The 23,455-nt window shown below is 60.3% G+C and carries 23 protein-coding genes; 7 read left to right on the forward strand and 16 right to left on the reverse strand.

Features of this window, described 5'->3' with window-relative positions:
* Positions 1 to 298: 298 nt before the first annotated feature.
* Positions 299 to 559 carry a hypothetical protein gene (locus tag ACP7EW_RS30240; protein WP_033897462.1) on the forward strand — a complete coding sequence of 87 codons (261 nt, stop codon included), beginning with the start codon at positions 299 to 301 and terminating at the stop codon, positions 557 to 559.
* Between the two features lie 66 nt (positions 560 to 625).
* Here the strand turns inward: ACP7EW_RS30240 and ACP7EW_RS30245 are convergent, their stop codons facing one another.
* The 3 genes from ACP7EW_RS30245 to gnd are packed head-to-tail and all read right to left on the reverse strand — an operon-like array spanning position 626 to position 3,950.
* Entirely contained in the window at positions 626 to 1,450 is an 825-nt protein-coding gene (locus ACP7EW_RS30245; RefSeq protein WP_426221741.1) for an HAD family hydrolase, read from the reverse strand.
* A complete protein-coding gene (zwf, locus tag ACP7EW_RS30250) occupies positions 1,447 to 2,970 on the reverse strand; it encodes a glucose-6-phosphate dehydrogenase (protein WP_033897460.1) in 1,524 nt (507 codons plus the stop codon). Before zwf ends, ACP7EW_RS30245 begins: the two co-directional genes overlap by 4 nt.
* Positions 2,967 to 3,950 (reverse strand): phosphogluconate dehydrogenase (NAD(+)-dependent, decarboxylating), encoded by a 984-nt coding sequence (gene gnd / locus ACP7EW_RS30255; protein WP_033897459.1) that lies wholly within the window; start codon positions 3,948 to 3,950, stop codon positions 2,967 to 2,969. The genes zwf and gnd overlap by 4 nt, the downstream gene beginning before the upstream one ends.
* A gap of 269 nt (positions 3,951 to 4,219) precedes the next feature.
* On the opposite strand from gnd, the gene ACP7EW_RS30260 reads away from it, so the two are divergent.
* The 4 genes from ACP7EW_RS30260 (at position 4,220) to ACP7EW_RS30275 (ending at position 9,011) form a co-directional block, all read left to right on the forward strand.
* On the forward strand, positions 4,220 to 4,399 hold the full coding sequence (locus ACP7EW_RS30260) for a DUF6026 family protein (RefSeq protein ID WP_426221742.1): 180 nt from the start codon (positions 4,220 to 4,222) through the stop codon (positions 4,397 to 4,399).
* 160 nt (positions 4,400 to 4,559) lie between these two features.
* Positions 4,560 to 6,317: a phosphoethanolamine transferase CptA gene (locus ACP7EW_RS30265; RefSeq protein ID WP_426221743.1), complete on the forward strand. Its 1,758-nt coding sequence runs from the start codon at positions 4,560 to 4,562 to the stop codon at positions 6,315 to 6,317.
* 114 nt (positions 6,318 to 6,431) lie between these two features.
* A complete protein-coding gene (locus ACP7EW_RS30270) occupies positions 6,432 to 8,657 on the forward strand; it encodes a TonB-dependent siderophore receptor (protein WP_426221744.1) in 2,226 nt (741 codons plus the stop codon).
* 150 nt (positions 8,658 to 8,807) lie between these two features.
* Positions 8,808 to 9,011 (forward strand): hypothetical protein, encoded by a 204-nt coding sequence (locus ACP7EW_RS30275; protein WP_033897457.1) that lies wholly within the window; start codon positions 8,808 to 8,810, stop codon positions 9,009 to 9,011.
* 97 nt (positions 9,012 to 9,108) lie between these two features.
* Here the strand turns inward: ACP7EW_RS30275 and ACP7EW_RS30280 are convergent, their stop codons facing one another.
* From ACP7EW_RS30280 to ACP7EW_RS30295, 4 genes are all read right to left on the reverse strand, one after another.
* Positions 9,109 to 9,600, reverse strand: coding sequence for a GNAT family N-acetyltransferase (locus ACP7EW_RS30280; RefSeq protein WP_033897456.1), 492 nt, complete (start codon positions 9,598 to 9,600; stop codon positions 9,109 to 9,111).
* Positions 9,601 to 9,774: 174 nt separating this feature from the next.
* Positions 9,775 to 10,878 carry a cell division protein ZapE gene (gene zapE / locus ACP7EW_RS30285; RefSeq protein ID WP_426221745.1) on the reverse strand — a complete coding sequence of 368 codons (1,104 nt, stop codon included), beginning with the start codon at positions 10,876 to 10,878 and terminating at the stop codon, positions 9,775 to 9,777.
* A gap of 15 nt (positions 10,879 to 10,893) precedes the next feature.
* A complete protein-coding gene (locus ACP7EW_RS30290) occupies positions 10,894 to 11,229 on the reverse strand; it encodes a nuclear transport factor 2 family protein (RefSeq protein WP_033897454.1) in 336 nt (111 codons plus the stop codon).
* 52 nt (positions 11,230 to 11,281) lie between these two features.
* On the reverse strand, positions 11,282 to 11,998 hold the full coding sequence (locus ACP7EW_RS30295; protein ID WP_426221746.1) for a helix-turn-helix transcriptional regulator: 717 nt from the start codon (positions 11,996 to 11,998) through the stop codon (positions 11,282 to 11,284).
* Between the two features lie 159 nt (positions 11,999 to 12,157).
* Here ACP7EW_RS30295 and ACP7EW_RS30300 point away from each other — a divergent pair, with 159 nt between their 5' ends.
* The gene (locus ACP7EW_RS30300) at positions 12,158 to 13,204 is read left to right on the forward strand and encodes an aldo/keto reductase (RefSeq protein ID WP_426221747.1); all 1,047 of its coding nucleotides are present in this window, start codon (positions 12,158 to 12,160) and stop codon (positions 13,202 to 13,204) included.
* Between the two features lie 53 nt (positions 13,205 to 13,257).
* On the opposite strand, the gene pepN is transcribed toward ACP7EW_RS30300, so the two are convergent.
* Genes pepN through ACP7EW_RS30340 form a run of 8 tightly spaced genes read right to left on the reverse strand, consistent with a single transcriptional unit; the run spans position 13,258 to position 21,727 of the window.
* A complete protein-coding gene (gene pepN / locus ACP7EW_RS30305; RefSeq protein WP_426221748.1) occupies positions 13,258 to 15,915 on the reverse strand; it encodes an aminopeptidase N in 2,658 nt (885 codons plus the stop codon).
* 13 nt (positions 15,916 to 15,928) lie between these two features.
* Positions 15,929 to 16,759 (reverse strand): DUF2797 domain-containing protein, encoded by an 831-nt coding sequence (locus ACP7EW_RS30310; RefSeq protein WP_426221749.1) that lies wholly within the window; start codon positions 16,757 to 16,759, stop codon positions 15,929 to 15,931.
* Positions 16,756 to 17,016 (reverse strand): YeaC family protein, encoded by a 261-nt coding sequence (locus ACP7EW_RS30315; RefSeq protein ID WP_033902243.1) that lies wholly within the window; start codon positions 17,014 to 17,016, stop codon positions 16,756 to 16,758. Before ACP7EW_RS30315 ends, ACP7EW_RS30310 begins: the two co-directional genes overlap by 4 nt.
* Before the next feature lie 53 nt (positions 17,017 to 17,069).
* Entirely contained in the window at positions 17,070 to 17,993 is a 924-nt protein-coding gene (locus ACP7EW_RS30320) for a tetratricopeptide repeat protein (RefSeq protein WP_426221750.1), read from the reverse strand.
* Positions 17,993 to 18,478, reverse strand: a complete 486-nt coding sequence (locus ACP7EW_RS30325; RefSeq protein WP_033902245.1) for a hypothetical protein — start codon at positions 18,476 to 18,478, stop codon at positions 17,993 to 17,995. Before ACP7EW_RS30325 ends, ACP7EW_RS30320 begins: the two co-directional genes overlap by 1 nt.
* Complete coding sequence (locus ACP7EW_RS30330) at positions 18,478 to 19,827, reverse strand: ATP-binding protein (protein WP_426221751.1); 1,350 nt, start codon at positions 19,825 to 19,827, stop codon at positions 18,478 to 18,480. Before ACP7EW_RS30330 ends, ACP7EW_RS30325 begins: the two co-directional genes overlap by 1 nt.
* Positions 19,828 to 19,865: 38 nt before the next feature.
* The gene (locus ACP7EW_RS30335) at positions 19,866 to 20,840 is read right to left on the reverse strand and encodes a metallophosphoesterase (RefSeq protein ID WP_426221756.1); all 975 of its coding nucleotides are present in this window, start codon (positions 20,838 to 20,840) and stop codon (positions 19,866 to 19,868) included.
* Positions 20,837 to 21,727: an NAD(+) kinase gene (locus tag ACP7EW_RS30340; RefSeq protein ID WP_003217892.1), complete on the reverse strand. Its 891-nt coding sequence runs from the start codon at positions 21,725 to 21,727 to the stop codon at positions 20,837 to 20,839. Before ACP7EW_RS30340 ends, ACP7EW_RS30335 begins: the two co-directional genes overlap by 4 nt.
* 144 nt (positions 21,728 to 21,871) lie before the next feature.
* Between ACP7EW_RS30340 and ACP7EW_RS30345 the strand changes: the two genes are divergently transcribed.
* Positions 21,872 to 22,819 (forward strand): DUF1853 family protein, encoded by a 948-nt coding sequence (locus tag ACP7EW_RS30345; protein WP_426221757.1) that lies wholly within the window; start codon positions 21,872 to 21,874, stop codon positions 22,817 to 22,819.
* On the opposite strand, the gene ACP7EW_RS30350 is transcribed toward ACP7EW_RS30345, so the two are convergent.
* Positions 22,816 to 23,415: a vWA domain-containing protein gene (locus ACP7EW_RS30350; protein ID WP_426221758.1), complete on the reverse strand. Its 600-nt coding sequence runs from the start codon at positions 23,413 to 23,415 to the stop codon at positions 22,816 to 22,818. The genes ACP7EW_RS30345 and ACP7EW_RS30350 overlap by 4 nt on opposite strands.
* Between the last annotated feature and the right edge of the window lie 40 nt (positions 23,416 to 23,455).

Below are 23,455 nucleotides of genomic sequence, written 5' to 3' on the forward strand. Positions count from 1 at the left end.
CGGTTTGTGACGCCTGGCGCTAACACTAGCAAGGTCTTGACGCCTACCTTGTACCGTTTCGCTATAAGTCGCGGCAAAAAGCTACTTCCGTGTGTTCAGGCAAAAAAGTCAGGCCACACCGAAACTTTCATTCAGCTTTCAAAACAGCCGCTTACATGATGTTAATCACTAAAAGTTGAAAATAGTTGCTCTAACATGTGACCCGTACCCCGCCATCGTGCATCAGTACAAGTAACCCGCCGCACGGTCAGCCCAACCGCCGGCACTCACTTGAATGGGCAATGAGAGAGAACCCCACATGAACGCCCCGCTCCGCATCAACGAAGCTCTTTTGATCGCAGACCGTGCCTTCCAGCCCTTTCAGTGCGTGGCCTGGCATGACGGCAATGGCGCCCTCAGCCTGAGCGTCATCGACCGCACCAACAACCGTATCGGCAGCAAACAACTGTCTTCGAGCGCTTATACCGACCCGGCACAACTGGAAGACCTGCTGTTGCAGGCCCGCGCCGAACTTGATAAAAGTGGCTATCAGTTGCAATCCTGGGCAATGCCGAAGTAATCCAGCACGGCAACTTGCGCTTATCTGTTTAGAGAGGCGCAAGTTCAGTGTTAGAACGCGTAACGCTTATTGAGTGGCCAGAATAAACCGCTCGATTGCTTCTGCCGCGCCGTCATCGACATTACTGCCAGTGACTACGTTGGCTTGGCGCTTGACGGCTTCTTCCGCCTGGCCCATGGCAATTGACAACCCGGCGACCTGAAACATGGCCGGGTCATTGCCGCCATCACCGATAGCCGCTGTTTGCTCCATGGAAACACCAAGGTGCGCCGCCAAGGTCTTCAAGGCCTCGCCTTTGTTGGCCAGCATCGCCGTCACGTCCAGGTACACCGGCTGTGAACGCGACACCTGAGCCAGCCCTTGCACCTTGGGCTGCAACTGCGCCTCCAGTTCCACCAGCAATTGCGTGTTGTTGCTGGCCGCGACGATTTTATCCACGCGGTCCAGGTAGGGCTCAAAACTCTCTACCACAATCGGCCCGTAGCCCAGGCCATCGGCCTCGCGCTGCACCATCGGCCCTGGCGGGTCGCGGCGCAGCCAGTCGCCATCGGCAAACACCCAGACTTCCACATCCGGCTCCGCCGAGAACAGCGCCAGGGTCACCAGCGCCGCCTCCGCCGGCAGATGGTGGGCAACCAGGATGCTGCCATCCGGGTTGATCAGCGTGCCGCCGTTAAAACCAGCCACGGGCACATCAATGCCGAAGGTTTCGATCAGATGCAGCATGGCCTTGGGCGGGCGCCCGCTGGCCAGGCTGAAAAACACCCCGCTGTCACGCAAGGCCCGTACCGCATCGGCGGTGCGTTGGCTGAGACTGTGATCGGGATGCAGCAAGGTGCCGTCCACGTCACTCAGGATAAAACGGATGGGATGGATCGCGGCATCACTCATCCGAGGCTATGCCAGGTGCGACCATCACGGGCGAGCAGTGCATCGGCGGCGGCCGGGCCGTCTTCACCAGCCTTGTAGGCCTGGATCCCGTCGTCTTCCTTCCACGCATCGAGAAATGGCTGCACCGCACGCCAGCCGTTCTCGATGTTGTCCGCGCGCTGGAACAAGGTCTGGTCGCCGGTCATGCAGTCGTAGATCAGGGTTTCGTACCCGGTCGACGGCTGCATTTCGAAGAAGTCCTTATAGTCAAAGCCCAGCTGGATGTTGGCCATTTCCAGGGTCGGCCCAGGCTTTTTCGCCAGCAGGTCGAACCACATGCCTTCATTGGGCTGGATCTGGATTTTCAGGTAGGTGGGCTTTAGCTCATCCACTTCGGTATCGCGAAATTGCGCGTAAGGGGCAGGCTTGAAGCAGATGACGATCTCGGTGTCACGCACACTCATGCGCTTGCCGGTGCGCAGGTAAAACGGCACGCCGACCCAACGCCAGTTGTCGATCATCACCTTGAGGGCGACAAACGTCTCGGTGCTGCTATCCGGGGCAACGTTGGCTTCTTCGCGGTAACCCGGCAGTTGTTTGCCGCCAATCTCTCCGGCGGTGTACTGACCGCGTACCGAGTTGGCCCGAGCATCTTCCAAGGACCAAGGACGTACCGCACCGATCACCTTGGCTTTTTCACCGCGCACGGCGTCGGCGCCAAAGGCCGCGGGCGGTTCCATGGCCACCATCGCCAGCAACTGGAAGAGGTGGTTGGGCACCATGTCGCGCAGGGTGCCGGTCTTCTCGAAGAAGTTGCCACGGGTTTCAACGCCGACGGTTTCGGCAGCGGTGATTTGCACGTGGTCGATGTAATGGTTGTTCCAGAACGCTTCGAACAGCACGTTGGAGAAGCGGCTGATCAGGATGTTCTGCACCGTTTCCTTGCCCAGGTAATGGTCGATGCGATAGATCTGCTTCTCGCTCATCACCTTGAGCAGGCTGGCGTTCAGTGCTTCGGCGGTGGCCAGGTCGGAGCCGAAGGGCTTCTCGATCACCACGCGACGGAAGCTGTCGTCAGTTTCCGTCAGCAAGCCGGCACTGCCCAGGCGCTGCACCACGTCACTGAAGAAGCGCGGTGCGGTGGCCAGGTAAAACACCGCGTTGCCGGTGCCGCTGTCAGCGATCTTCTTGCCGATGTCGGCGTAGGTGCTGTCGTCGAGGAAATCACCCTCGACGTAGCTGATGCCCTTGGCCAGTTGCGCCCACAGCTCAGGGTCCAGGGCGTTTTCGCCATTACCCCTGACCTTGCTCGCCGCTTCGGTGCGAATGAAGTCTTCGAGTTTCTTGGCGAAATCGGCGTCGCTGATGGCGTTGTGATCAACGCCAACGATGCGCAGGCCATCGCCCAGCAGCCCATCGCGGCTGAGGTTGTACAGCGCCGGCATGAGCAGGCGCTTGACAAGATCACCGTGGGCACCAAACAGAAACAGTGTGGTGGGCGGAGCAGGTTCGGCCTTGGGTTTCTTGCCGTTGGCGGTCATTTTTTGGAAGTCTCCACGTGGCCGCCAAAGCCGAAGCGCATGGCAGACAGCATTTTGTCACCGTAAGTGCTCTGCTGACGCGAACGGAAACGTGCGAACAACGAAGTGGACAGCACCGGCACCGGCACGGCTTGTTCCATGGCGGCTTCGATGGTCCAGCGGCCTTCGCCACTGTCGGCCACGGAGCCGGAGTAACCGTCGAGTTTCGGGTCGGTGGCCAGGGCGTCGGCGGTCAGGTCCAGCAGCCAGGACGAAACCACACTGCCACGGCGCCAGACTTCAGCGATGTCAGCCACGTTCAGGTCGAAGCGCTGGTCTTCCGGCAGGTTTTCCGAGTTCTTGGTCTTGAGGATGTCAAAGCCTTCGGCAAACGCCTGCATCATTCCGTACTCGATGCCGTTGTGGATCATCTTGACGAAGTGCCCGGAGCCCGCAGGGCCGGCATGGATGTAGCCCTGCTCGGCGCGCGGGTCAGCGCTGTCTTTGCGGTCTTTGGTGCGCGGGATATTACCCAGGCCTGGGGCCAGGCTGTTGAAGATCGGATCGAGGCGTTGCACGGTCTCGGCGTCGCCACCGATCATCATGCAGTAGCCACGTTCCAGGCCCCAGACGCCGCCGGAGGTGCCGACGTCAACATAGTGCAGGCCTTTTTCCGCCAGCGCCTTGGCGCGGCGAACGTCGTCCTTATAGTTGGTGTTGCCGCCGTCGATGATTGCGTCACCGTCTTCCAACAGCGTGCTCAATTCATTGATGGTGTCTTCAGTGGGTGCGCCGGCAGGCAGCATCACCCAAACGGTGCGTGGCTTTTGCAGCCCGGCCACCAGTGCCTTGAGGTCGGCAACGCCGGTGGCGCCCTCTTCGCTCAGGCCTTTTACAAAGGCTTCGTTACGGTCGTAAACAACGGTGGTATGCCCATTGAGCATCAGGCGCCGTGCAATATTCCCGCCCATGCGGCCTAGTCCGATAATCCCCAGTTGCATGTGCTGATGCTCCTAACTACTAAAAAAATGTGTGCATAGTTTATAGCGCAATGAGGCCAATGAGGGTTAGTCAGGCGGATATCGATGTAGTTTCATGGAAAAAAGCTGCCACCATTTCACCATCACGACACAAAAAGTCACACGACCATCAAAAATAAAAAAGTTCCATTGCCCGTAAAAAGAATTCAGAATTGTCCTGACTGCTGCCGAGAACCTCGACTCAAGCGTTCTGGCACACCGCGACACACCGGCTATTTGCGAGGTAAGCAATGAGCACTGCACAGATGAATCGTCCGCCACAGACCCTCTACGTCACCATCCGACGCGATGAGTTGCGCCAGTTGAAAGACGAACGCGAACAGCTGCAGCAAGAAGTCTTGCGCCTGCGCTCGCATATCATCCAAGCCCAGTTGGAACAGCCTTCCGGCGCCCAGCCATTGCTGTGCTAACTCCTGTCATCGCTTTGTAAGATTACGCCTACGAAAATCTCACAAAGTTTTCACACGCCCTTCCCAATACTCCCGCCCGAAGGGCCACCCCATGCAAGGGTGGCCTCTGTTGCGCGCAGTCCTGCGCGTCGACTGAAAAAATATCGGGTTGGAGCGCTGGATGGCGATGTTCGAACGCAGCACGAAGTCTGCGAAAGGCTTTGATTGGGCCGGTCTTGGCTGGCTATTTCTGTTTTTCTGGTACTTCTCGGGTATTACCCAACTGCTGATTCAGCTCAGTGGCACCTCCGGTTTCAGTGGTTTCCGCCAGGCCTTCTTCATGAGTGCGATTTGGTTGGCGCCGCTGCTGATATTCCCTCGCCGTACGCGCTTGCTTGCCGCCTTGATCGGTGTGGTGCTGTGGGCCTGTTCCATGGCCAGCCTGGGATACTTCTTCATCTACCAGCAGGAGTTTTCCCAAAGCGTCATCTTCATCATGTTCGAATCGAACATCTCTGAAGCGGGCGAATACGCAACTCAGTATTTTGCCTGGTGGATCGTACTGGCGTTCATTGCCCACACCGCCGTCGCCATTTTCCTATGGACTCGGGTAAGGCCGGTGTACCTGCCACGCGGCCAGGCATTGATAGCGGCGACGGCAATCCTGGTGGGCATCGTCGGTGACCCGCTGGTCAAGCAGATTGCCCGCAGCGACACCGTCGACGATGCCATCGACCGCTTTGAATCACGCATCGAACCCGCCGTGCCGTGGCAGATGATCGTCGCCTACCGCCGCTACACCGAGCAGTTGGACAACATGCAAGGCATGCTCGACAGCGCCAGCCAGATTCCACCGCTCACCAACCTGAAGGACACCATGGCCGGCCAGCCGTCCACGTTGGTGCTGGTCATCGGTGAGTCGACCAACCGCCAGCGCATGAGCCTCTACGGCTACCCGCGCAACACCACGCCGGAATTGGACAAACTGCGCGACCAACTGGCGGTGTTCGACAACGTCATCACCCCGCGCCCCTACACCATCGAGGCGTTGCAACAGGTATTGACCTTCGCCGACGAAGAAAACCCGGACCTGTACCTCAAGACGCCGTCGATTGTCAGCGTGATGAAACAGGCAGGCTACAAGACCTACTGGATCACCAACCAGCAGACCATGACCAAGCGCAACACCATGCTCACGACCTTTTCCGAACAGGCCGACGAACAGGTGTACCTGAACAACAACCGCAACCAGAACGCCCGTCAATACGACGGCGACGTGCTGGCACCGTTTTCCAAGGCGTTGGCAGACCCTGCGGAACGTAAATTCATCGTGGTCCACTTGCTGGGCACCCACATGAGCTACCAATACCGCTACCCGCCGACCTTCGACAAATTCACCGACCGCCAGGGCGTACCGGCAGGTGTGACCGACGATCAGTTGGCCACCTACAACAGCTACGACAATGCGGTGCTGTACAACGACTTCGTGGTGTCGAGCCTGATCAAGGACTACGCCAAGACTGACCCCAATGGCTTCCTGCTGTACCTGTCGGACCACGGCGAAGACGTGTTCGACTCGGCGGGCCACGCCACCCTGGGGCGAAACGAAGCCAAGCCGACGGCGCCGATGTACACCATTCCCTTCATGGCGTATGCCTCGCCAAAATGGCGGGAAACCCACGACTGGAGCTTCGCCGGCGATTTACAGCGGCCCTACAGCAGTTCGCAGTTGATTCACACCTGGGCAGACCTTGCCGGGCTGAGCTTCAAAGAGCTGGACCGCACGAAAAGCCTGGTGAGCGACAGCTTCACGGCCCGCCCACAAATGATCGGCAACCCCTACCTGCGTCAGCAGAAACCACTGATCGACTTCAGCCTGATCAAGCCCAAAAAAGTCAGTCCCACCGACGTTGTGCTTCAGGAAAAACCGGCGCTGTAACAGAAAGATAACAATCATTCTCGTTTAAGCCTAAAGTTCCTCCCCTCCTTTCGTCTTTGAACCATGGCCTTTCCCGACCGGAAAGGCCGCAAAGACGACAAGGAGTCTTCCGCGATGTTCGCGCCTTTCACCCGTTCCATGACCCTCACCCTCGGCCTCTTCAGTGTGGCCACCAGCCCTGCTCTGTTGGCTGAAACCGACCCCGAAAACAAAGCCCTGGAGCTGGACGCCACCCGCATCACTGCCGAAGGCCTGGGCGCCACCACCGAACACACCGGGGCCTACACCACTGGTTCGATGAGTACCGCCACCCGCCTCAACCTGTCCGTCAAGGAAACCCCGCAATCGATCTCGGTGATCACGCGCCAGCAGATGGATGATTTCAATCTCAATACCTTGACCGAGGTGTTGCGCCAGACCACGGGGGTCAACGTCCAGCACAATGACTCGGACCGTGTGTCCTATTCATCGCGCGGCTATGGCATCAGCAACTTCCAGATTGACGGGATGCTCAACACGTTTGGCTACATGAAGTCCGATTCCGACACCATCATCTATGACCACATCGAAGTGGTGCGGGGCGCCACGGGCTTGACCACCGGCGCCGGAGACCCTTCCGCCACGGTCAATATGGTGCGCAAACGCCCGACGGCCCAATGGCAGGCGCAAACCGGGGTCAAGGCCGGCAGCTATGACAACTACTACAGCTACGTGGACGTGGGCGGCCCGTTGGCATTTGACGGCAAGCTGCGCGGGCGGACAGTACTGGCCTACCGCGACGCCCAATCGTTCCGCGACAACTACGGGCTACAACGGGCGGTCGGCTACGGCATCCTTGAAGGCGACCTCTCAGACGATACGGTCTTGGCCGTAGGCTTTGATTACCAGAACAAGCAGGTCCAAGGCACCTCCTGGGGCACCGTCCCCTACTGGAACAGCCAGGGTGGCAAGGCCGGGCTGTCTCGCTCCACCAACATGGCGGCGCACTGGAGTTCCTGGCCACTCACGGACAAGACCACCTTCGCCACCCTCGATCATCGGCTCGGCGGTGACTGGCATTTGAAAGCCGCCTATACCCATCGCCAAAGCGACACGGATGGCAAGGTGTACTACGGCGGCGCGGGTTTCCCCAATGACGACCGCAGCGGCATGACCGCCTGGGCCAGCCACATGCGAGGCACCTCGAGAATGGAAGCGGTCGACCTCAACCTCGCCGGCAGCTACGCCCTGTTGGGCCGCGAACATGCACTGATGATGGGGTATGGAGAGGCGACACAACGCGACGTGTCCCCGGTGATGCGCAGCAACATTCCTGACGGCTACTACACGATCGAAGACTGGAAATACATGGGCGGGATCGGCAAGTTCGGCGACACCGTCACCGGCCTCAAGGGCGAGCACAGCAGCAAGCAACAGAAAGCCGGCTACCTGGCTACGCGCCTGAGCCTCACCGACCGCCTGCATGCGGTACTCGGCAGCCGCTATGGCAGCTGGGAACTGGAAAGCGCGGCGCCCGAATACGATAGCAATGATCAGCTACTCAGGGCCAACAAGACCCGCCAGACCCACAACGATATGTGGACGCCCTATGCCGGCTTGCTTTACGACATCACTCCGGAATACACCGTTTACGCGAGCTACACCGACATTTTCAAGCCGCAGAGCCTCAAGGACGTCAGCAACAAATACCTGGAACCGGTGGTAGGTAGCAACTATGAGGTCGGGCTCAAGGGGAGTCTGTTGAATGAGCGCCTAAACGTCGCGGCCGCGTATTTCTGGAGCAAGCAGGACAACGTTGCCGAACGGGATTATTCGGTGCCACCCAACCCAACCACCGGTGAGGAGTACTACAAGTCCGGCGGCAAGGGGAACAAGGTCAACGGCTTTGAACTGGAGGTTGCCGGCGAAGTAATGCCGGACTGGAACCTGACGGCAGGCTACACCTACACCCACTCGGTGAATGGCACGGACAAGCGCAACAACACCGGGCAGCCGCTCAACCTGGTGAAGGTTTCCAGCGCCTACCGGTTGCCAGGAGCATGGCGCAACCTGACGGTGGGCGGCGCGGTCAACTGGCAGAGCGATATCTACGAATTCAGCAACCGGCCTACAGGGCAACGCATCGCTAACAGGCTGGTGACCGAACGCGCGAAAATCACGCAACAGGCCTACACCGTGGTCAACCTGATGTCGCGCTACCAGTTTGACGAGCAGGTTTCGGCGTCTATCAACGTCAACAATCTATTTGATAAAAAATATTACGAGCGCGTCGGCTTTTATAACGGCGTTTATTGGGGCGACCCGCGTACTGTAACGCTTGCACTGGATTGGAAGCTTTAAAATACTTTCCGCGCGCACTCCAACCTTAACGAAATCGTTAAGGTTGGAGGCTGTCCAGTTAAGCTTCGCTTAATCGACCCTGCACATAATCGGCCCCACGAGTCTGATCTAAGAGAACAGACACCGATCACACTTATGGGACTACCGACGATGAAACTCTCAACTCTGATGCTTGCTGGCCTGATGACCCTGACCTCCGCTGCCGCCTTCGCCGAGGGCGGCGCAGAGCGCTCCAAAGAGTTTTATGCCAACTTCAAGTTCATGCAGGACAAGGCGAACGGCACAGCCGAACAAACAGCCTCCAGCGATGTAAAGCAGCCAAACGCGAATGATACAGCGCAACCAAAAAGTTAAGGCAACGTTAACACCTTTGTCATTCCGCTCCGTTGACAAGGGTTAATTTGGCGCCACTCAGTGGCGCCTTTTTTTATTTCTGGTTAAACCCAATAGTTTATAAAGGCTTATTCCAAAACAACATCGCACCATAAGCCGGATCAAACTTGGCGCCATCAAACCCAAACTTGCGATAAGCCGACTTCGCCACTTCATTACCCTCGAGCACTTCCAGGGTGATCTTGCAGCAGCCGCGTTGACGGGCGATTTCCTCGACCTTTTGCAGCATTTTCTGACTCAAGCCCAAGCCACGAAATTGATCCATCACCACCACGTCATGCACGTTGACCAATGGGCGGCAGGCGAAGGTCGAGAACCCTTCAAAACAATTCACCAGCCCGGCCGGCTCTCCGTTCACAAATGCCAATACGCTGAACGCGTGCGCACGCTTGGCCAATTCTGCCGGCAACTGCGCCAGCAAATCCGGGTCCAGGCTGTGCCCTCCCCCCATGGGGTCCTCGGCGTAATGGTTGAGCACCAAAGCGATGGCTTCGGCATGCACGGCATTGGTGTAGCTGGCTTGCAGCACCAGGATGTCAGGGGTGTCCATTTCCTTCCTCGATAACGGCAACAAGGGATTCGGCTCCCTTTGAGAGGCATGATTGTAAGCGTGGAAGCGCCGTTAACTGAAGGAGATAAACTACAAATAGACGTTTGAAAACGCCAAGGTTATCGCCCTAAAAAGGTCGGCACTGCCCGCTCCGCAGGTTTCTTCGCACAGGCCTCAGGCAAAACGCTGCAATTGCATTTCTTGCAGGCGGCTCAAGGTACGACGGAAGGGAAACTCCAGGTAACCCTCGGTATAGAGCTGTTCGAGCGGTACCTGCGCCTCAATGTACAGCGGCACTTTACGGTCGTAGCACTCGTCCACCAAGGCGATAAACCGCCGCACGCTGTCATCGTGCACCGACAGCTCGGGCAATTCGCGATCACCTGCGACCACTCGCTGCGCACCATCTTCGGTACCACGGGCGATCCGACCAGGTCGTTTTTGCGCGCTAAGGTTTGGCACTTCGCCCAGCAGGATCGCCTTGAAACGATCGCAGATCAGCATGAAATCCATGGCGGCCAAGGGTTGCTCGCACAGATCGGCATAACGGCACCACAGCACAGTGTCGCTCGATTGCACCGCAACGATGGAGCGATGCCCCACAGCAACCGGCCCACTGCAGGTCGGCTGGCCTTCGGCCAATTGCGTGAACACGCTGGCCAGCGCCTCGGGCTGATTGACCCAATAGCGTTGAAGGCCCACCCCCGGATGCAACCGGTGATCCTCTCCCCCATCCACCGCGACCACCTGCAGGTGCTGTTGTATGGCCGCAATTCCCGGCAAGAACCGCTCGCGGTTAAAACCATCGGCATACAGCTGGTCGGGCGGTTGGTTGGAGGTGCAGACCATCACCACGCCTTCCTCGAACATCACCTGAAACAGGCGCCCCAGGATAATCGCGTCACCGATGTCATTGACGAACAGTTCGTCAAAGCACAGCACCCGCACTTCCCGGCTCAATTCCCGAGCAAGCGCCTGCAAAGGATCCTGCGTGCCGGTCAGGTGAAACAGGCGTTGATGCACCCAGCCCATGAAGTGGTGAAAATGCTGACGACGCGCCGGCACCCGCAGGCTTTGGTAGAACTGATCCATCAGCCAGGTCTTGCCACGGCCCACCGGCCCCCACAGGTAAACGCCTGTGATCGGCGTACGGCCTTGGTGCAAGGCTTCATGGCAGGTTTGCAGGGCGTCCACCGCACGGCTCTGGGCGTCGTCGGCCACGAAGCCCTGTTGAGCGATGGCGTGTTGGTAGGCCGCAAGGGGCGAGTCGAAAGTCATGCCCGCCAGTATGACCTACAGGGAAATATCCAGCCGCGAAATCTTGCCCTGTTCGTTCAAGCGAAAGGTGTAGCGCAGCTCCAAGGGGCTGCCGGGAAAATTGCCGGATACCACGTTGCTAACCAATACCTTGCCCGTACGGTGTTGCACCTTGAGCACTTCGACCCTTGGCTGGTAACGGCGCGCGGTGTCTTCCATCCAGCGCGCGATGGCAGCAGTGCCAACTTGATGCTGCCCCTCGTCGAACACATTGGCGTCATCGGCAAAACAGCGGGCGACCGCCGAGGTGTCACGGGCATTGGCGGCTTCGAGGTAGGCCACGATGGCCGGTGCCAACTCAGGAATAGACATGGCACAGCTCCTTTCTTGATGATTTGTCATGCCATGCTAAGCCAGGGTTGTGTCAGTTTTTGTCAGGAGTAAACGGCCCGGACTCATTCTGCTCCATCAGCTTGCGCCAGCCGCGCAGCCAGTCACTGCGCCGCCCCGGATAACGCTCGCCATGGGCTTGCGCGCTCGCCACGCGGTCGGTACGAAAGGTGCGATACGCGCCGCGCAACTCACACCAGGCCACAATCACCCGCACTTCATTCAGGAAACCCAGGGCCAGGGGCCAGATCCGGCGCTGGCTCTGGGTTTGGCTGGCGTCCGCGTAATCGATATGCAACTTGGCCTGGTTGCGGATGGCCTCGCGAAACACATTCAGCGGCACACGGTTCTCCGGGTAACCGAACCCGGGCGGGCCGGGCAACACCGTCGGGTTGCGCAAGGCTTCCTGGGCGGCGGGGTCGAGCACATCGGCGATCTTTGCCAAGGCGTTGGCGGCGGCGCGGCTAAGCACCTCATCGCCACGCTGATCCACGTAGCGCAAGCCAAGCACGATGGCCTCGGTTTCCTCGGCGTTCAGCATCAATGGCGGCAGAAACAACCCGCTGCGCAACACATACCCTACCCCCGCCTCGCCGAAAATCGGCGCTCCCAGCGCCGTCAATTCCGCGATATCACGGTAAAGCGTGCGCTCGGAAACCTCCAACTGCGCCGCCAGCACGGCAGCCGTCACCGGGCGTTTCTTACCGCGCAAAACCTGGAGCAAAGTCAGTAGACGAGTGGTACGCGACACGGAAAGCCCCGCCAAAAAACAAAAGTGCCGCAGCTTAGCAGAGCCCCCTGCCAGAAAACGTCAGCAGTGAAAAAGGCCCTTGACCGAATAAATTATAGCGATCATATTAAATACATGTTGCTAAACATGTAAGAAAATCACTGCCTCAGGAGTCCTTGTATGCGCAATAAAGTCTTTGGCCGCCGCAGCGGTCTGCAGGTATCTGAACTGGCGTTGGGCACTGCCAATTTCGGCACGGGCTGGGGCCATGGTGCCGAGCGTGATGAGTCCAAGCAGATTTTCGACGGTTACCTTGAAGCCGGTGGTAATTTCCTGGATACCGCCAACGGCTACCAGTTCGGCCAGTCGGAAAAACTGCTGGGGGAATTCATCGCCTCCGAGCGCGACAACCTGGTGGTCGCCAGCAAATACACGCTGCGCAGCCAACCGTCCGATGAAGGCACGATCAGGCTCGGCAATAACCGCAAGAATCTGGTTCGCTCGGTGGAAGAAAGCCTCAAGCGCCTGAACACCGACCGCATCGACCTGCTCTGGGCGCACATGAGCGACAACGTCACGCCCATCGAAGAGATCCTGCGCGGCCTCGATGACCTCGTCCGTGCTGGCAAGATCCACTACGCCGGCCTTTCCAACTTCCCGGCCTGGCGCATTGCCCGCGCCGACCTGCTGGCCGAAGTGCGCAACTTCGCGCCAATCATCGGCATCCAGGTGGAATACAGCCTGGTCGAGCGCACTGCCGACCGCGAACTGCTGCCGATGGCCGAAGCGCTGGGCCTGGCCGCCACCCTGTGGTCGCCCCTCGGCGGCGGCTTCCTCACCGGCAAGTACCGCAACACCCAGGACGACAACCGCGCCAACAAACTCGGGATCCTGGTGCACGCCGAACACAGTGCTCGCGAAACCGCTGTGTTGGATAACCTGCTGGCAGTCGCCGCCGAAGTGGAAGCCTCCCCGACCCACGTTGCCATCGCCTGGCTGCGAGAAAAGGCGCGCCGCTCCACCACCGCACTGATCCCGATCCTGGGTTCACGCACTCGCGCCCAACTGGACAGCACCTTGGGCGCGCTGACTGTGCAACTGTCGGCCGAGCAAGTCAGCCGTCTCGACAACGCCAGCGCTATACCTCTAGGTGTACCGCACGGCATCATCGCCGAGCGTTTCCCCATCGATCACGGCCTGGACACTCCTCGCCCACCCGTTATCTGAGGCGAAAAAAAACGGCCTGTCGAACAGGCCGTTTTTTTATTCAGCGATCCCGCTTAAGCCAGGCTCTTGCTGACCACCTCAAACACATCGCTCGACAGCTCACCCGACGCCCGAATGCGCTCCAGCTCCGCCTTCATCAGCGCCTGGCGCGCGCTGTCGTATTTGCGCCAGCGGGTCAACGGCGCCAACTGGCGCGACGCGATCTGCGGGTTGAAGCCATTCAACTCGATCACCAGGTCTGCCAGGAAGCGATAGCCCGAACCGTCCGCCGCGTGGAAGTTGATCAGGTTCTGCCCGGCAAACGCGCCAATCAATGCACGCACCTTGTTCGGGTTTTTCAACGTGAACGCCGGATGTTCCATCAATGCCTTCACGCGCTCCAGCCCACCCGGCAAGGTGCTTCCGGCCTGTACGCTGAACCACTGGTCCATGACCAGCGGGTTGTCCTTGAAGTTCTCGGCAAACACCGCCAGGGCCTGGGCCTTCTCCGCTACGAACGGCGAATTCACCAGCACAGCCAATGCGGTCAGGCGCTCGGTCATGTTGTCGGCGGTGTCGAACTGTTCGAGAGTCGCCGCCAACACCTCCGGTTTGCCACTGAGCATCAGGTACGACAACGCAATATTCTGCAATGCACGGCGGGCAAAGTGCTCGGCCGCTGCCACATAAGGCGTTTGCTTGGACAGCTCGCGATTGGCCTGGTAACGCAGCCACAACGCTTCGTGCAGGTTGTCCGCCAGTTGCTTGCGCGCAAACTCACGGGCGGCGTGGATCGCATCCACATCCGCTACTTCGCTGATTTCGGTCAGGTAGGCTTCACCCGGCAACGACAGCATCTCTGCAACCATGGCTTGATCCAGGCTCTCGTCGCTCAACACGCTGCGCAGCGCGGTGATCAAACGCTGATCCATGTGCAACGCCTGGCCCTGCTGATGCTGAGCGATCAGTTCCTGCAACACCTGCACCGACAACTGCTGGCCGGCATCCCAGCGGTTGAAACCATCGCTGTCGTGCTGCATCAGGAACATCAGTTGATCGCGGTTGTACGGGAAACTCAGCTTCACCGGCGCCGAGAAACCGCGCAGCAGCGAAGGCAATGGCTGCTCATGGATATCAACGAAGGTGAAGGTCTGCTCGGCCTCGGTCACCGAAATCACGCGGGATGTCGCGCCAGCCACCGCTTCCCCGGCCAGGCGCAGGGCGATACCGGCGCCCTGCCCGTCCAGCAAGCCCAGTTCTACCGGGATCACGAACGGCAGTTTTTCCACTTTGTCCGGGGTTTCCGGGCAGCTCTGGCGGAAGGTCAGGCTGTAGGTTTTTGCCGTGGCGTCATAGGACTCGCTCACCGCCAGGCGCGGCGTACCGGCCTGGCTGTACCAGCGCTTGAACTGGGTCAGGTCGGCGCCGTTGGCGTCTTCCATAGCCTTGATGAAATCATCACAGGTCACGGCCTGGCCGTCATGGCGCTCGAAGTACAGGTCACTGCCTTTGCGGAAGCCTTCGGCACCGAGCAAGGTGCGGATCATGCCCACAACTTCCGAGCCCTTTTCGTACACAGTCAGGGTGTAGAAGTTGGAGATTTCGATAAAGCTGTCCGGACGCACCGCGTGGGCCATCGGGCCGGCATCTTCGGCGAACTGGTGGGTACGCAGGTAAGCCACGTCCTGGATGCGCTTGACGGTGGCCGAGTTCATGTCGGCAGAGAACTGCGAGTCACGGTAAACGGTGAAGCCTTCCTTGAGCGACAGCTGGAACCAGTCGCGGCAAGTCACGCGGTTGCCCGACCAGTTGTGAAAGTATTCGTGGGCGACGATCGCCTCGACCCGCTGGTGCGCGGCGTCGGTGGCGGTTTCGGCGCGGGCCAGCACGGCACTGGAGTTGAAGATGTTCAGGCCCTTGTTTTCCATCGCGCCCATGTTGAAGTCGTTTACCGCCACGATCATGAAGATGTCGAGGTCGTACTCGCGGCCGTAGGTTTCTTCGTCCCAGCGCATGGATTTTTTCAGGCTGGTCATGGCGTGCTGGCACTTGTCGATGTTTTCCGGCTCGACGTAGATGCGCAGCGCGACTTCGCGGCTGGTCATGGTGGTGAAGGTGTCTTCGACACACCACAAATCACCCGCCACCAGGGCAAACAGGTACGCCGGTTTCTTGAACGGGTCTTCCCATGTCGCCCAGTGGCGGCCATCTTCACCGGGGCCGCTGGCAATCGGGTTGCCGTTGGACAGCAGGATCGGGTAGCGGTGTTGCTCGGCGATCACCGTGGTGGTGAAGATGCTCATCACGTCCGGGCGGTCGAGGTAGTAAGTGATCTTGCGGAAACCTTCGGCCTCGCACTGGGTGCAGAACATGCTGCCGGACTTGTACAGGCCTTCCAGGGCGGTGTTGGTTTCCGGGTGGATTTTTACCGTGGTGTCCAGGGTAAAGGTCGCACTCTTCGGCTGTACCGTCAGGTGGCTGTCGGTCAGTTGGTAATCATCGGCCGTCAGTTCCTGATCGGCCAGGTTGACACTCAACAGCTCCAACTGCTGGCCGTCCAGCACCAATGGCGGCAAACCGGCGCCGCGCTCAGGGTTGCGGCGCATCACCAGTTGCGCGTGGACCAGGCTGTGGTCCTCGAACAACTCGAAGGTCAGGTGCGTCTCTTCGATCAGGTAGTCCGGCGCCTGATAGTCCTTCAGGTAGATCATCTTCGGTTGTTCGGTGCGCATGGGTGGCATCCTTCTACTGATGCACGGCGAGCTGGTAGGCCGTGTACTTACGAATGTTGATAACGCCGGTGTCGAAGATCAGGTATTGGCCTTTGATCCCCAGCAGCGTGCCTTCGGCAATCGGGTTCTTGTCCAGGTTGAAGCTGACGATCTTGGCCGGATACTGCTCGACCGGGTAGCGGATTTCGATCGGTTCAATGTCGGTTACCGCTTGGATGGCCTGCAGGCCAAAGCGTTCCTGCAAACCGAGCAAGCCTTCGGCGCAGGAAGCGAACAGCTCATCGCGCACCTGCTTGAGGTCGACGGTTTGGGCGTCGCCCTTGAGCAGCGCGCGCCAGTTGGTCTTGTCGGCGACCTGGCTGCGGAACAGGTCTTCGACAAAACCGGACTGCTGGCGAGTCGCCACGCGCATGATCGGCAGCGCCTGGCTCGCGCCCTGGTCCAGCCAGCGTGTCGGCAACTGGGTGGCGCGGGTGATGCCGACCTTGATCCCCGACGAATTCGCCAGGTACACCACGTGGTCGGTCATGCAGAATTTTTCGCCCCAGCCCGGATCGCGGCAAGTGCCGGCGTCGTAATGGCAACGTTCGGGGCTCATGATGCACAGGTCACACTGGGCCAGCTTGGTCATGCACGGGTAGCAGTAACCCTGGCTGAAGCTGGTCTTGGTCTTGCGGCCGCAATGGCTGCAATGGATGGCACCCAGGTATTCCAGGCGTACGTGGGTACCGATCAACGGGTTGACCGGCACCTCGACATCGCCCAGGCGAAACGCGTATTGAACGGTCGGCTCACCGAGTTGCGCCGACATTTTGCTGACTGCACCGCGACCAATTTCAATCAATGGATCGCATCCGACTTGAACAGGATATTCGGTACGGGCGCCGACTTGGACGCACATTCCTGCGGGCCCATGTAGCCGGTGCGCTGCTCTTCCGGCAGGTTCTGGATTTCCCAGGCGATCATGGCCTGCAACGACAGCTCGCGCTGTTCGGCGGAGAGTTTGCGGCCATCGGACCACTTGCCGATCTCTACGGCGAGCTTGAGGCTCTCGTAGATGTCCGGGGTGATGTTTTCGATCATTTCAGCAAAAGACGACATGTGAACAACCTCTGAGGTTCAGCGAGTACATGGGTGACGTGGCCTCTGGCCCGTCAGAATTCCTTGGAGAGCTTGACCTGCACAAGCTCCTTGTCCAGCAGGCGCCGAAATATCTGCGGCGCCGTGAAGGTGTAGGCGGCAAACGCCAGCCACAACCAATTGAGCATTTCGGCCACTTGCGGGTAGCCCTGGTCGGTCAACGTGATCACCACGACACGGTAGACCACAAACATGCACAGCAGCAGAATGATGGCGCGGGTCGCGCTGCGCTCGTTCATCCAGCTGTTGAAGCGCCACCAAGTGCCGAGGAACACATTGCTGCGGGCCTTGACGGCCGTGAGCAGATGCAGCGCTGCGACGTTGGTGGCGTTTTGTTGCAGGGCCCAGATCGCGTGATCGCGAGCACCGTTGATGTCCCCTTTACGCAGCAACAGATGGCCGAGCACCACCACGGCCGCCGCATTCGCAGGATCGGCTTGCAGCGCCTGGCGCGCGAATTGATACGCCTGGTCCCACTGGCTGCTGTCGCGGTGAAATTGCGCCATGGCCACCAGGTTAGCCGGATCGTCCGGACCCAGCTCCAGGGCTTTCTGCAACGGCTCGCGGCTCTGCGCCAAGCGGCCGGTAAGTTGGTACAACTCGGCCTGGCAACGGTAGTACGCCGGGTTCAGCGGTTCCATGTCCAACAACTGGGTCACGTGTTCCTGGGCCAACGTGAACTTGCGCAGGGCAATCGCTACCTGCGCGGCGGCATAGTGGGACAGCGGCAGTTGCGCATCGGCAGTCAGGGCAAGCTGCACTTCGCGCTTGGCGGCATGCACGCGGCGCATGTTCATCAGGCAGATCGCCAGCAAGGCGTGGGCCTCGGCGGAATCCGGGTCGCTGGCCAGCAGTTGGCGCAGGGCATCGATTGCGCCGTCGTTGTGGTCGGCCTGCAGGCGCTGGTAGGCCAGTTGCAGCAGATAGTCAGTATTCATCAGCTCACCACCAGGTACCACAAGGTGTACGGCAGCCATTTGACGACCATGCCTTTAAGCACGAAGCCACCAATCAACGCCAAGGGAAAACCAAAGCGGCTCAACTCGCCGCCGTAGTACTGGTAAATTTCGATGGTCGCGCTTTGCTGCATGTACAACAGGTAGCCCAGGGTGAGTTTCCACACCACCAGCACCAGCAAGGCGTACTGGATCTGCGCCTGCGTCTGCAGATAACCCGCACCCACCAGCTGCAACAAGGCAAAACCGATCACGATGCTGCCCAGCAGCGCCACGCCCGCCAGCACCCATTCGCGCACCCGCGTCGGGCTGCCGACGGCAATGGAGTTGAACACAAACCACGGCAGGCCCAGCCACGCGCCGCCGAGCATCAGGCCGAGCAGCGGCCAGAACGGCGAGACCGCCCACTTGGCCAAGGCGCCGGGACGCGGCTCATCCTCAATGCGATAACCTCCGTACTGCGCCATCAGCGACCCTTCCCGTGCTTGTCGAGGAAGGCCAGCACTTCGTCGTACTGGTTGCCTTCGTTGGCATAGCGCGCGTAATTGCGCGCGGTGGTCAGCCATTCCAGGGTGGTGGCGCGCACCTCTTTCAAGGCTTGCTTGAAATGCCGGTCGCAAATCGATTGCTCGGCACCGCTCTCGATGGAGGCTTCAATCGCCTCATCAGCAGCGGTTTCCACCAACTCGCTGAGGTCGGCACCGGAGAAGCCCGAGGTGTTCTTGGCCAGGAAGGCGAAGTCGATGTCGTCCGCCATTGGCCGGCCTTTCATCATCGCCTTGAGCATGGCTTCCCGCGCCGGGCGATCCGGTGGCGGTACAAACAGCACGCGGTCAAAGCGGCCAGGGCGACGGAACGCCGAGTCCACCGACCACGGCACGTTGGTCGCGGCCAGGATCAGCACGCCGTGGTTGTCGTTGGTGAAACCGTCCATTTCGGAAAGGAACTGGCTCACCAGCTTGGACGATGTCGACTCGCGGGTATTGGCACGTTTGCCACCCAGCGCCTCGACCTCGTCGAAAAACATCACCGCCGGCGCCTGGGCCCGCGCCTGTTCGAACAACGCGTGCAACTTGCGCTCGGATTCGCCGATGTACATGTCCAGCACATCGGAAATCGCCACGTTGAAAAACGTCGCCTTGCACTCCCCCGCCGTGGCGCGGGCCAGCATCGTCTTGCCGCAACCCGGTGGACCGTACAGCAGCACGCCGCCGCCGACTTTCTTGCGAAAGCGTTGGAACAGGCCCGGTTTCTGGTACGGCAGGATGATCTTTTTATGGATGGTCTTTTTCAGCTCATCCAGGCCGCCGATATCATCGAAGGTCAGGGTTTCGTTTTCCGGCACCAGCAGGCGCACGACTTCACTCTGGTCAGTGTCGTCATTGGAGATCACGCGCAGGCGCGGACGACCCTCGGCGCCAGGGAAATCCACCACCGACACGTTCAAGCGGCGCCACAGCGCCATGTCTTCCAGGGCTGGATTGGCGTCCACCGCTGCGCGGTATTCCACCTGGGCTTCCTTGAGACGCTCCAATGCCGCCAGGGCACGGGCCTTGAGCAGGCGCGAGGCCGGGTCTTCGCCTTTGATCAACGGCAGCGCCCTTTGCGCTTGACCGTCGGCCAGCAACAACTGCGCCGCCGCGAACTTCAAGGCGGGCGCGTCAAGCCATTGCTCAAGGTCGTCGGGCAACAGCTTCAGCCCGCGTGCGTACTCGCCGCGCTCAACACTGGCGCCCAGCAGCACGGTCAGCAGCGCGACGTTACCGGGGGCCGCGGCCAGCGCTGCCTCCAGTTGGTCGAACGTCGAATCATCCATGGAGGTTCCTCAAAAGTGCATGTGCAGCGCGCAGGGGCTCATGTGAGCACCTCCGGCCGCTCGACATCGACCCAGACGAACTTGCGCGGGTCGAGGCGGGTTTCCTGGTCCAGGCGATAGGCGACCAGCTTGCCGTACAGCACCGCGCTGTAGTCCAGGCAAGCCAGGTTCTCGCGGATCGGCGCCGGTTTGCCGCTGCGCCAGTAGTGACCGACGAACAACAAGGGTTCGTCGACGCCGTAGCGCAGCAGGGAATTCTTTTCGATGGACGACAACGGCGTGCGCGCCACCGGTTCCGGCAACGCGTCGGGCTGGAACACAATGTCGCCGTAGGTCTTGGGGTCGTCTTCCCAGAACTTGGTGCGAAAGAACGAGCGCGTCAGGCCATCACCGCCGGTCAGCGTAAGGCCATCCGGCAGGCGCATGTCGGTGCCGCGCAGCAGCCTGTCGAAGGCGTTGCAGGCAAAACTGCCCGGCACAGCGGCGGCCTGCAGGAAATGCTGGTCGATGCAGCCATCCGGGAAGGTTGCGCGCAGCGGATCGATAAAGCCGTCATCCCAGCACGCATGCACCACGCGAAAGCGCCCGGCATCGACAAACAGCGGCATGTCGTAGAACCAGCCGAGGAAGTCGTGCCAGTCGGCCGGGTGGTGTTCGAATTGGGTCAGGGTCTCGTGGATCAACCGCGCATGCCGTGGGTTGTGCTCGCGCACGAACTGCTTGCCACTGCCCGGCGGCGCCGGTGTGGTCCAACCCAGAGCGTTGAATTCATGGTTGCCCATGATGCACAGCGCCTGGCCGGCCTCGGCCATGTCGTGGACGATGTGCAGCGCCTCGCGGATACGCGGCCCCCGGTCGATGATATCGCCGAGGAACACCGCCATGCGCGACGGATGGCGCCAGGTGCCGCCCTGCTTGTGGTAGCCCAACCGATCGAGCAAATGCTCAAGGGTGTGGGCGCAACCGTGCACGTCACCAATCAGGTCGTAGCTACGCGCGGGATCGAGCATCAGTCGCCTCCACCCCCCAAGCGGCTGCCCCAGCCCAGCTTGGTACGGCACACTTCGTAGTAGTTGTGGTCCAGCGGGTGGATCAACCGCAACTTCTGTGCCTTCTTGCTCACGGTGATGGTGTCACCGGGGGCGCAGGTGAAATGGTTCTGCCCGTCACACGACACCTGCGGGTAGATCTGCATGTCTTTGGACACCACGATTTTCAGCTCACTGTTGCCGTCGACCACAATCGGCCTGCTCGACAACATATGGGGGTACATCGGCACGATCACAATGGCATCCAGCTTGGGATGCATGATCGGGCCACCCGCCGACAAAGCGTAGGCGGTGGAGCCGGTGGGCGTGGCCACGATCAGGCCGTCGGCCTTCTGGCTGCACACGAACTGGCCGTCTATATAGAGTTCGAACTCGATCATCCGCGTGGACTTGCCGGGGTGCAGCACCACGTCATTCAAGGCATCGCCCTGGCCGATGGCCTCGCCGTGGCGCCGCACTTCGGCTTGCAGCAGGAAGCGGTTTTCCACCAGGTAATGGCCGTCGAGCACCTTGGCCACTTCGACTTCCAGCTCGTCCGGGCGGATATCGGTCAGGAAACCCAGGCTGCCCCGGTTGATCCCCAGCACCGGCACGTTATGCCGCGCCAAGGCACGGGCGGCCCCCAACAGGCTGCCGTCGCCGCCGACCACAATCACCATGTCACAGACTTCGCCGAGCATCTTGCGTGACGAGGTCTGCAGGCCGTGGCCGGGGAGGATTTCAGCGATGGTGTCTTCGAGGATCACATGCAGGTGGCGTTCCAGCAGGAATTTTTTCAGCCGGCGGACGGTGTCCAACACCTGGGTACTGCCCAGGCGACCGATAATGCCGATATTGCGAAATTGCTCCATGGGGCTCCTGCGGGATATGGGGTGTGGCAAAAAGAAGGATTATGGGCGAAAGGCCGTCCCAGGCAAAATCCTTTGTCGCCATGACGCCTTGATGACAATGGTTCTCAGCCACCCATGCCCCTTGTAAACGGCTATGCTCGGACCATGACTGTGTTCCCGGATCTGCACAACCTGCCCCGCCAGCTGCGCCACCCCGAAGTGCGCGACCTGGCGTGGGTGATGCTCGCCCCGCCGATGCTGGCGCAGACACCTTGGCCGCAACGCCATCCGCTGGCCGGCAGCGATTGGGTGCAGGCCCCGCATTTACTGGAGCAGTGGTTGCGCCAACTCGACCAAGACAGCAGCATCTTGCAGCAGTGGTTGAGCCAGTCGCGCACCCGGCGCCTGGGCCTGTATTACGAACGCTTGTGGCAGTTCGCCGTGCACAATGCGCCGGGGGTTGAGTTGCTGGCGGCCAACCTGCCAATCCGGCGTGCCGGACATACCCTGGGCGAGCTGGACATGCTGCTGCGTGACCGCGACGGCGTGCATCACCTGGAACTGGCGATCAAACTCTATCTTGGGCCGCAGGACGGCAATGGCCAGGATACCGCGCAGTGGTTGGGACCTGGCTGCCATGACCGGCTGGACCGAAAACTGGCGCATCTGGCCCAGCACCAACTGCCCATTTCAGCGCGGGCGGAAAGTCGCGAGGCGTTGGCGGCGTTGGATATCCATCAGTTCGATGCGCATTTGTGGCTCGGCGGTTATCTGCTGTATCCCTGGCCTGGCGAGGCCCAAGCCCCCACTGGCGCACATCCGCACCATTTGCGTGGGCGTTGGTTGCATCAGCGCGATTGGCAAGCGTTTGTCAGCCGCAGCCAACCCGGCCGTTGGCAACCCCTGCCCCGGCATGCGTGGTTGGCGCCAGCGCATTACACGGCGGATCACGTCTGGAGTGAAGAACAGATGCGCGGCTGGCTGGCGGAGCTGGATCCGATGGCGCCGGCGCAGTTGTTGGTGCGCATGGTTCAAGTGGACGAGGATTGGGAGGAAGCCGAGCGGTTGTTTCTGGTGGCCGACTTGTGGCCGAACGTGCCCGGCAACACCTAATCGTCGATATGCCGGTAATTTAGTTGCAGCCCCACCGCCAGCGCCCGTGACCGACCCAACCGGATCGGCCCACGCTCGATATCCACCAGCACACCAGGACACGCCAGCAACGGCAACCCGTCGATATTCTTGAGTCGCCCATCCGTAATCACCAGCAGCCGCTGTTGTTCAGCCGGATACCGCTTGCGCCGCTGCGCCAGCCACGCCCCGGCCTCGGTCAACGCCGCAAGCAACGGCGTACCACCGCCCGCGCCCAATTGATCCAGCCAACCCGCCAAGCCCTTCGCCGCCTTCAATCCCTGGACCTGCCATTTGGGCGAGTGCCCGCTGGCAGTCAACAACGCCATCCGCGCCCGTTGGCGGTAAGCATCATCAAACAGTTGCGCCAACAAACCCTTGGCATCGGTGAGCGCGCTGTGCCGTCGGGTGGACGCCGAGGCATCCACAATCACCAGCCACAGCTCATGAGCCGAACGGCTGCGCAGGTGAAACAGCAAGTCTTCGCGGGACTGGGGCCGACCACCGAGCAAGGTGCCCGGCCAATTGATCGAGCCTTGTTTCGCGCTGCGCGCCTTGCCGTGCCTGCCGCTGTCCAGTCGCCCTGCCTTGGGGCGGGCATCCGCCCCCACGCCAGGT

It is taken from the genome of Pseudomonas sp. DWRC2-2, assembly GCF_049897885.1.
Lineage (GTDB): Bacteria > Pseudomonadota > Gammaproteobacteria > Pseudomonadales > Pseudomonadaceae > Aquipseudomonas > Aquipseudomonas azotoformans_A.

Bases quoted from the DNA above. Each gene is read 5' to 3' on its own strand.
- ACP7EW_RS30240 (WP_033897462.1), top strand. From the start codon at position 299: ATGAACGCCCCGCTCCGCATCAACGAAGCTCTTTTGATCGCAGACCGT.
- ACP7EW_RS30245 (WP_426221741.1), bottom strand. From the start codon at position 1,450: ATGAGTGATGCCGCGATCCATCCCATCCGTTTTATCCTGAGTGACGTG.
- zwf (WP_033897460.1), bottom strand. From the start codon at position 2,970: ATGACCGCCAACGGCAAGAAACCCAAGGCCGAACCTGCTCCGCCCACC.
- gnd (WP_033897459.1), bottom strand. From the start codon at position 3,950: ATGCAACTGGGGATTATCGGACTAGGCCGCATGGGCGGGAATATTGCA.
- ACP7EW_RS30260 (WP_426221742.1), top strand. From the start codon at position 4,220: ATGAGCACTGCACAGATGAATCGTCCGCCACAGACCCTCTACGTCACC.
- ACP7EW_RS30265 (WP_426221743.1), top strand. From the start codon at position 4,560: ATGGCGATGTTCGAACGCAGCACGAAGTCTGCGAAAGGCTTTGATTGG.
- ACP7EW_RS30270 (WP_426221744.1), top strand. From the start codon at position 6,432: ATGTTCGCGCCTTTCACCCGTTCCATGACCCTCACCCTCGGCCTCTTC.
- ACP7EW_RS30275 (WP_033897457.1), top strand. From the start codon at position 8,808: ATGAAACTCTCAACTCTGATGCTTGCTGGCCTGATGACCCTGACCTCC.
- ACP7EW_RS30280 (WP_033897456.1), bottom strand. From the start codon at position 9,600: ATGGACACCCCTGACATCCTGGTGCTGCAAGCCAGCTACACCAATGCC.
- zapE (WP_426221745.1), bottom strand. From the start codon at position 10,878: ATGACTTTCGACTCGCCCCTTGCGGCCTACCAACACGCCATCGCTCAA.
- ACP7EW_RS30290 (WP_033897454.1), bottom strand. From the start codon at position 11,229: ATGTCTATTCCTGAGTTGGCACCGGCCATCGTGGCCTACCTCGAAGCC.
- ACP7EW_RS30300 (WP_426221747.1), top strand. From the start codon at position 12,158: ATGCGCAATAAAGTCTTTGGCCGCCGCAGCGGTCTGCAGGTATCTGAA.
- pepN (WP_426221748.1), bottom strand. From the start codon at position 15,915: ATGCGCACCGAACAACCGAAGATGATCTACCTGAAGGACTATCAGGCG.
- ACP7EW_RS30315 (WP_033902243.1), bottom strand. From the start codon at position 17,016: ATGTCGTCTTTTGCTGAAATGATCGAAAACATCACCCCGGACATCTAC.
- ACP7EW_RS30320 (WP_426221750.1), bottom strand. From the start codon at position 17,993: ATGAATACTGACTATCTGCTGCAACTGGCCTACCAGCGCCTGCAGGCC.
- ACP7EW_RS30325 (WP_033902245.1), bottom strand. From the start codon at position 18,478: ATGGCGCAGTACGGAGGTTATCGCATTGAGGATGAGCCGCGTCCCGGC.
- ACP7EW_RS30330 (WP_426221751.1), bottom strand. From the start codon at position 19,827: ATGGATGATTCGACGTTCGACCAACTGGAGGCAGCGCTGGCCGCGGCC.
- ACP7EW_RS30340 (WP_003217892.1), bottom strand. From the start codon at position 21,727: ATGGAGCAATTTCGCAATATCGGCATTATCGGTCGCCTGGGCAGTACC.
- ACP7EW_RS30345 (WP_426221757.1), top strand. From the start codon at position 21,872: ATGACTGTGTTCCCGGATCTGCACAACCTGCCCCGCCAGCTGCGCCAC.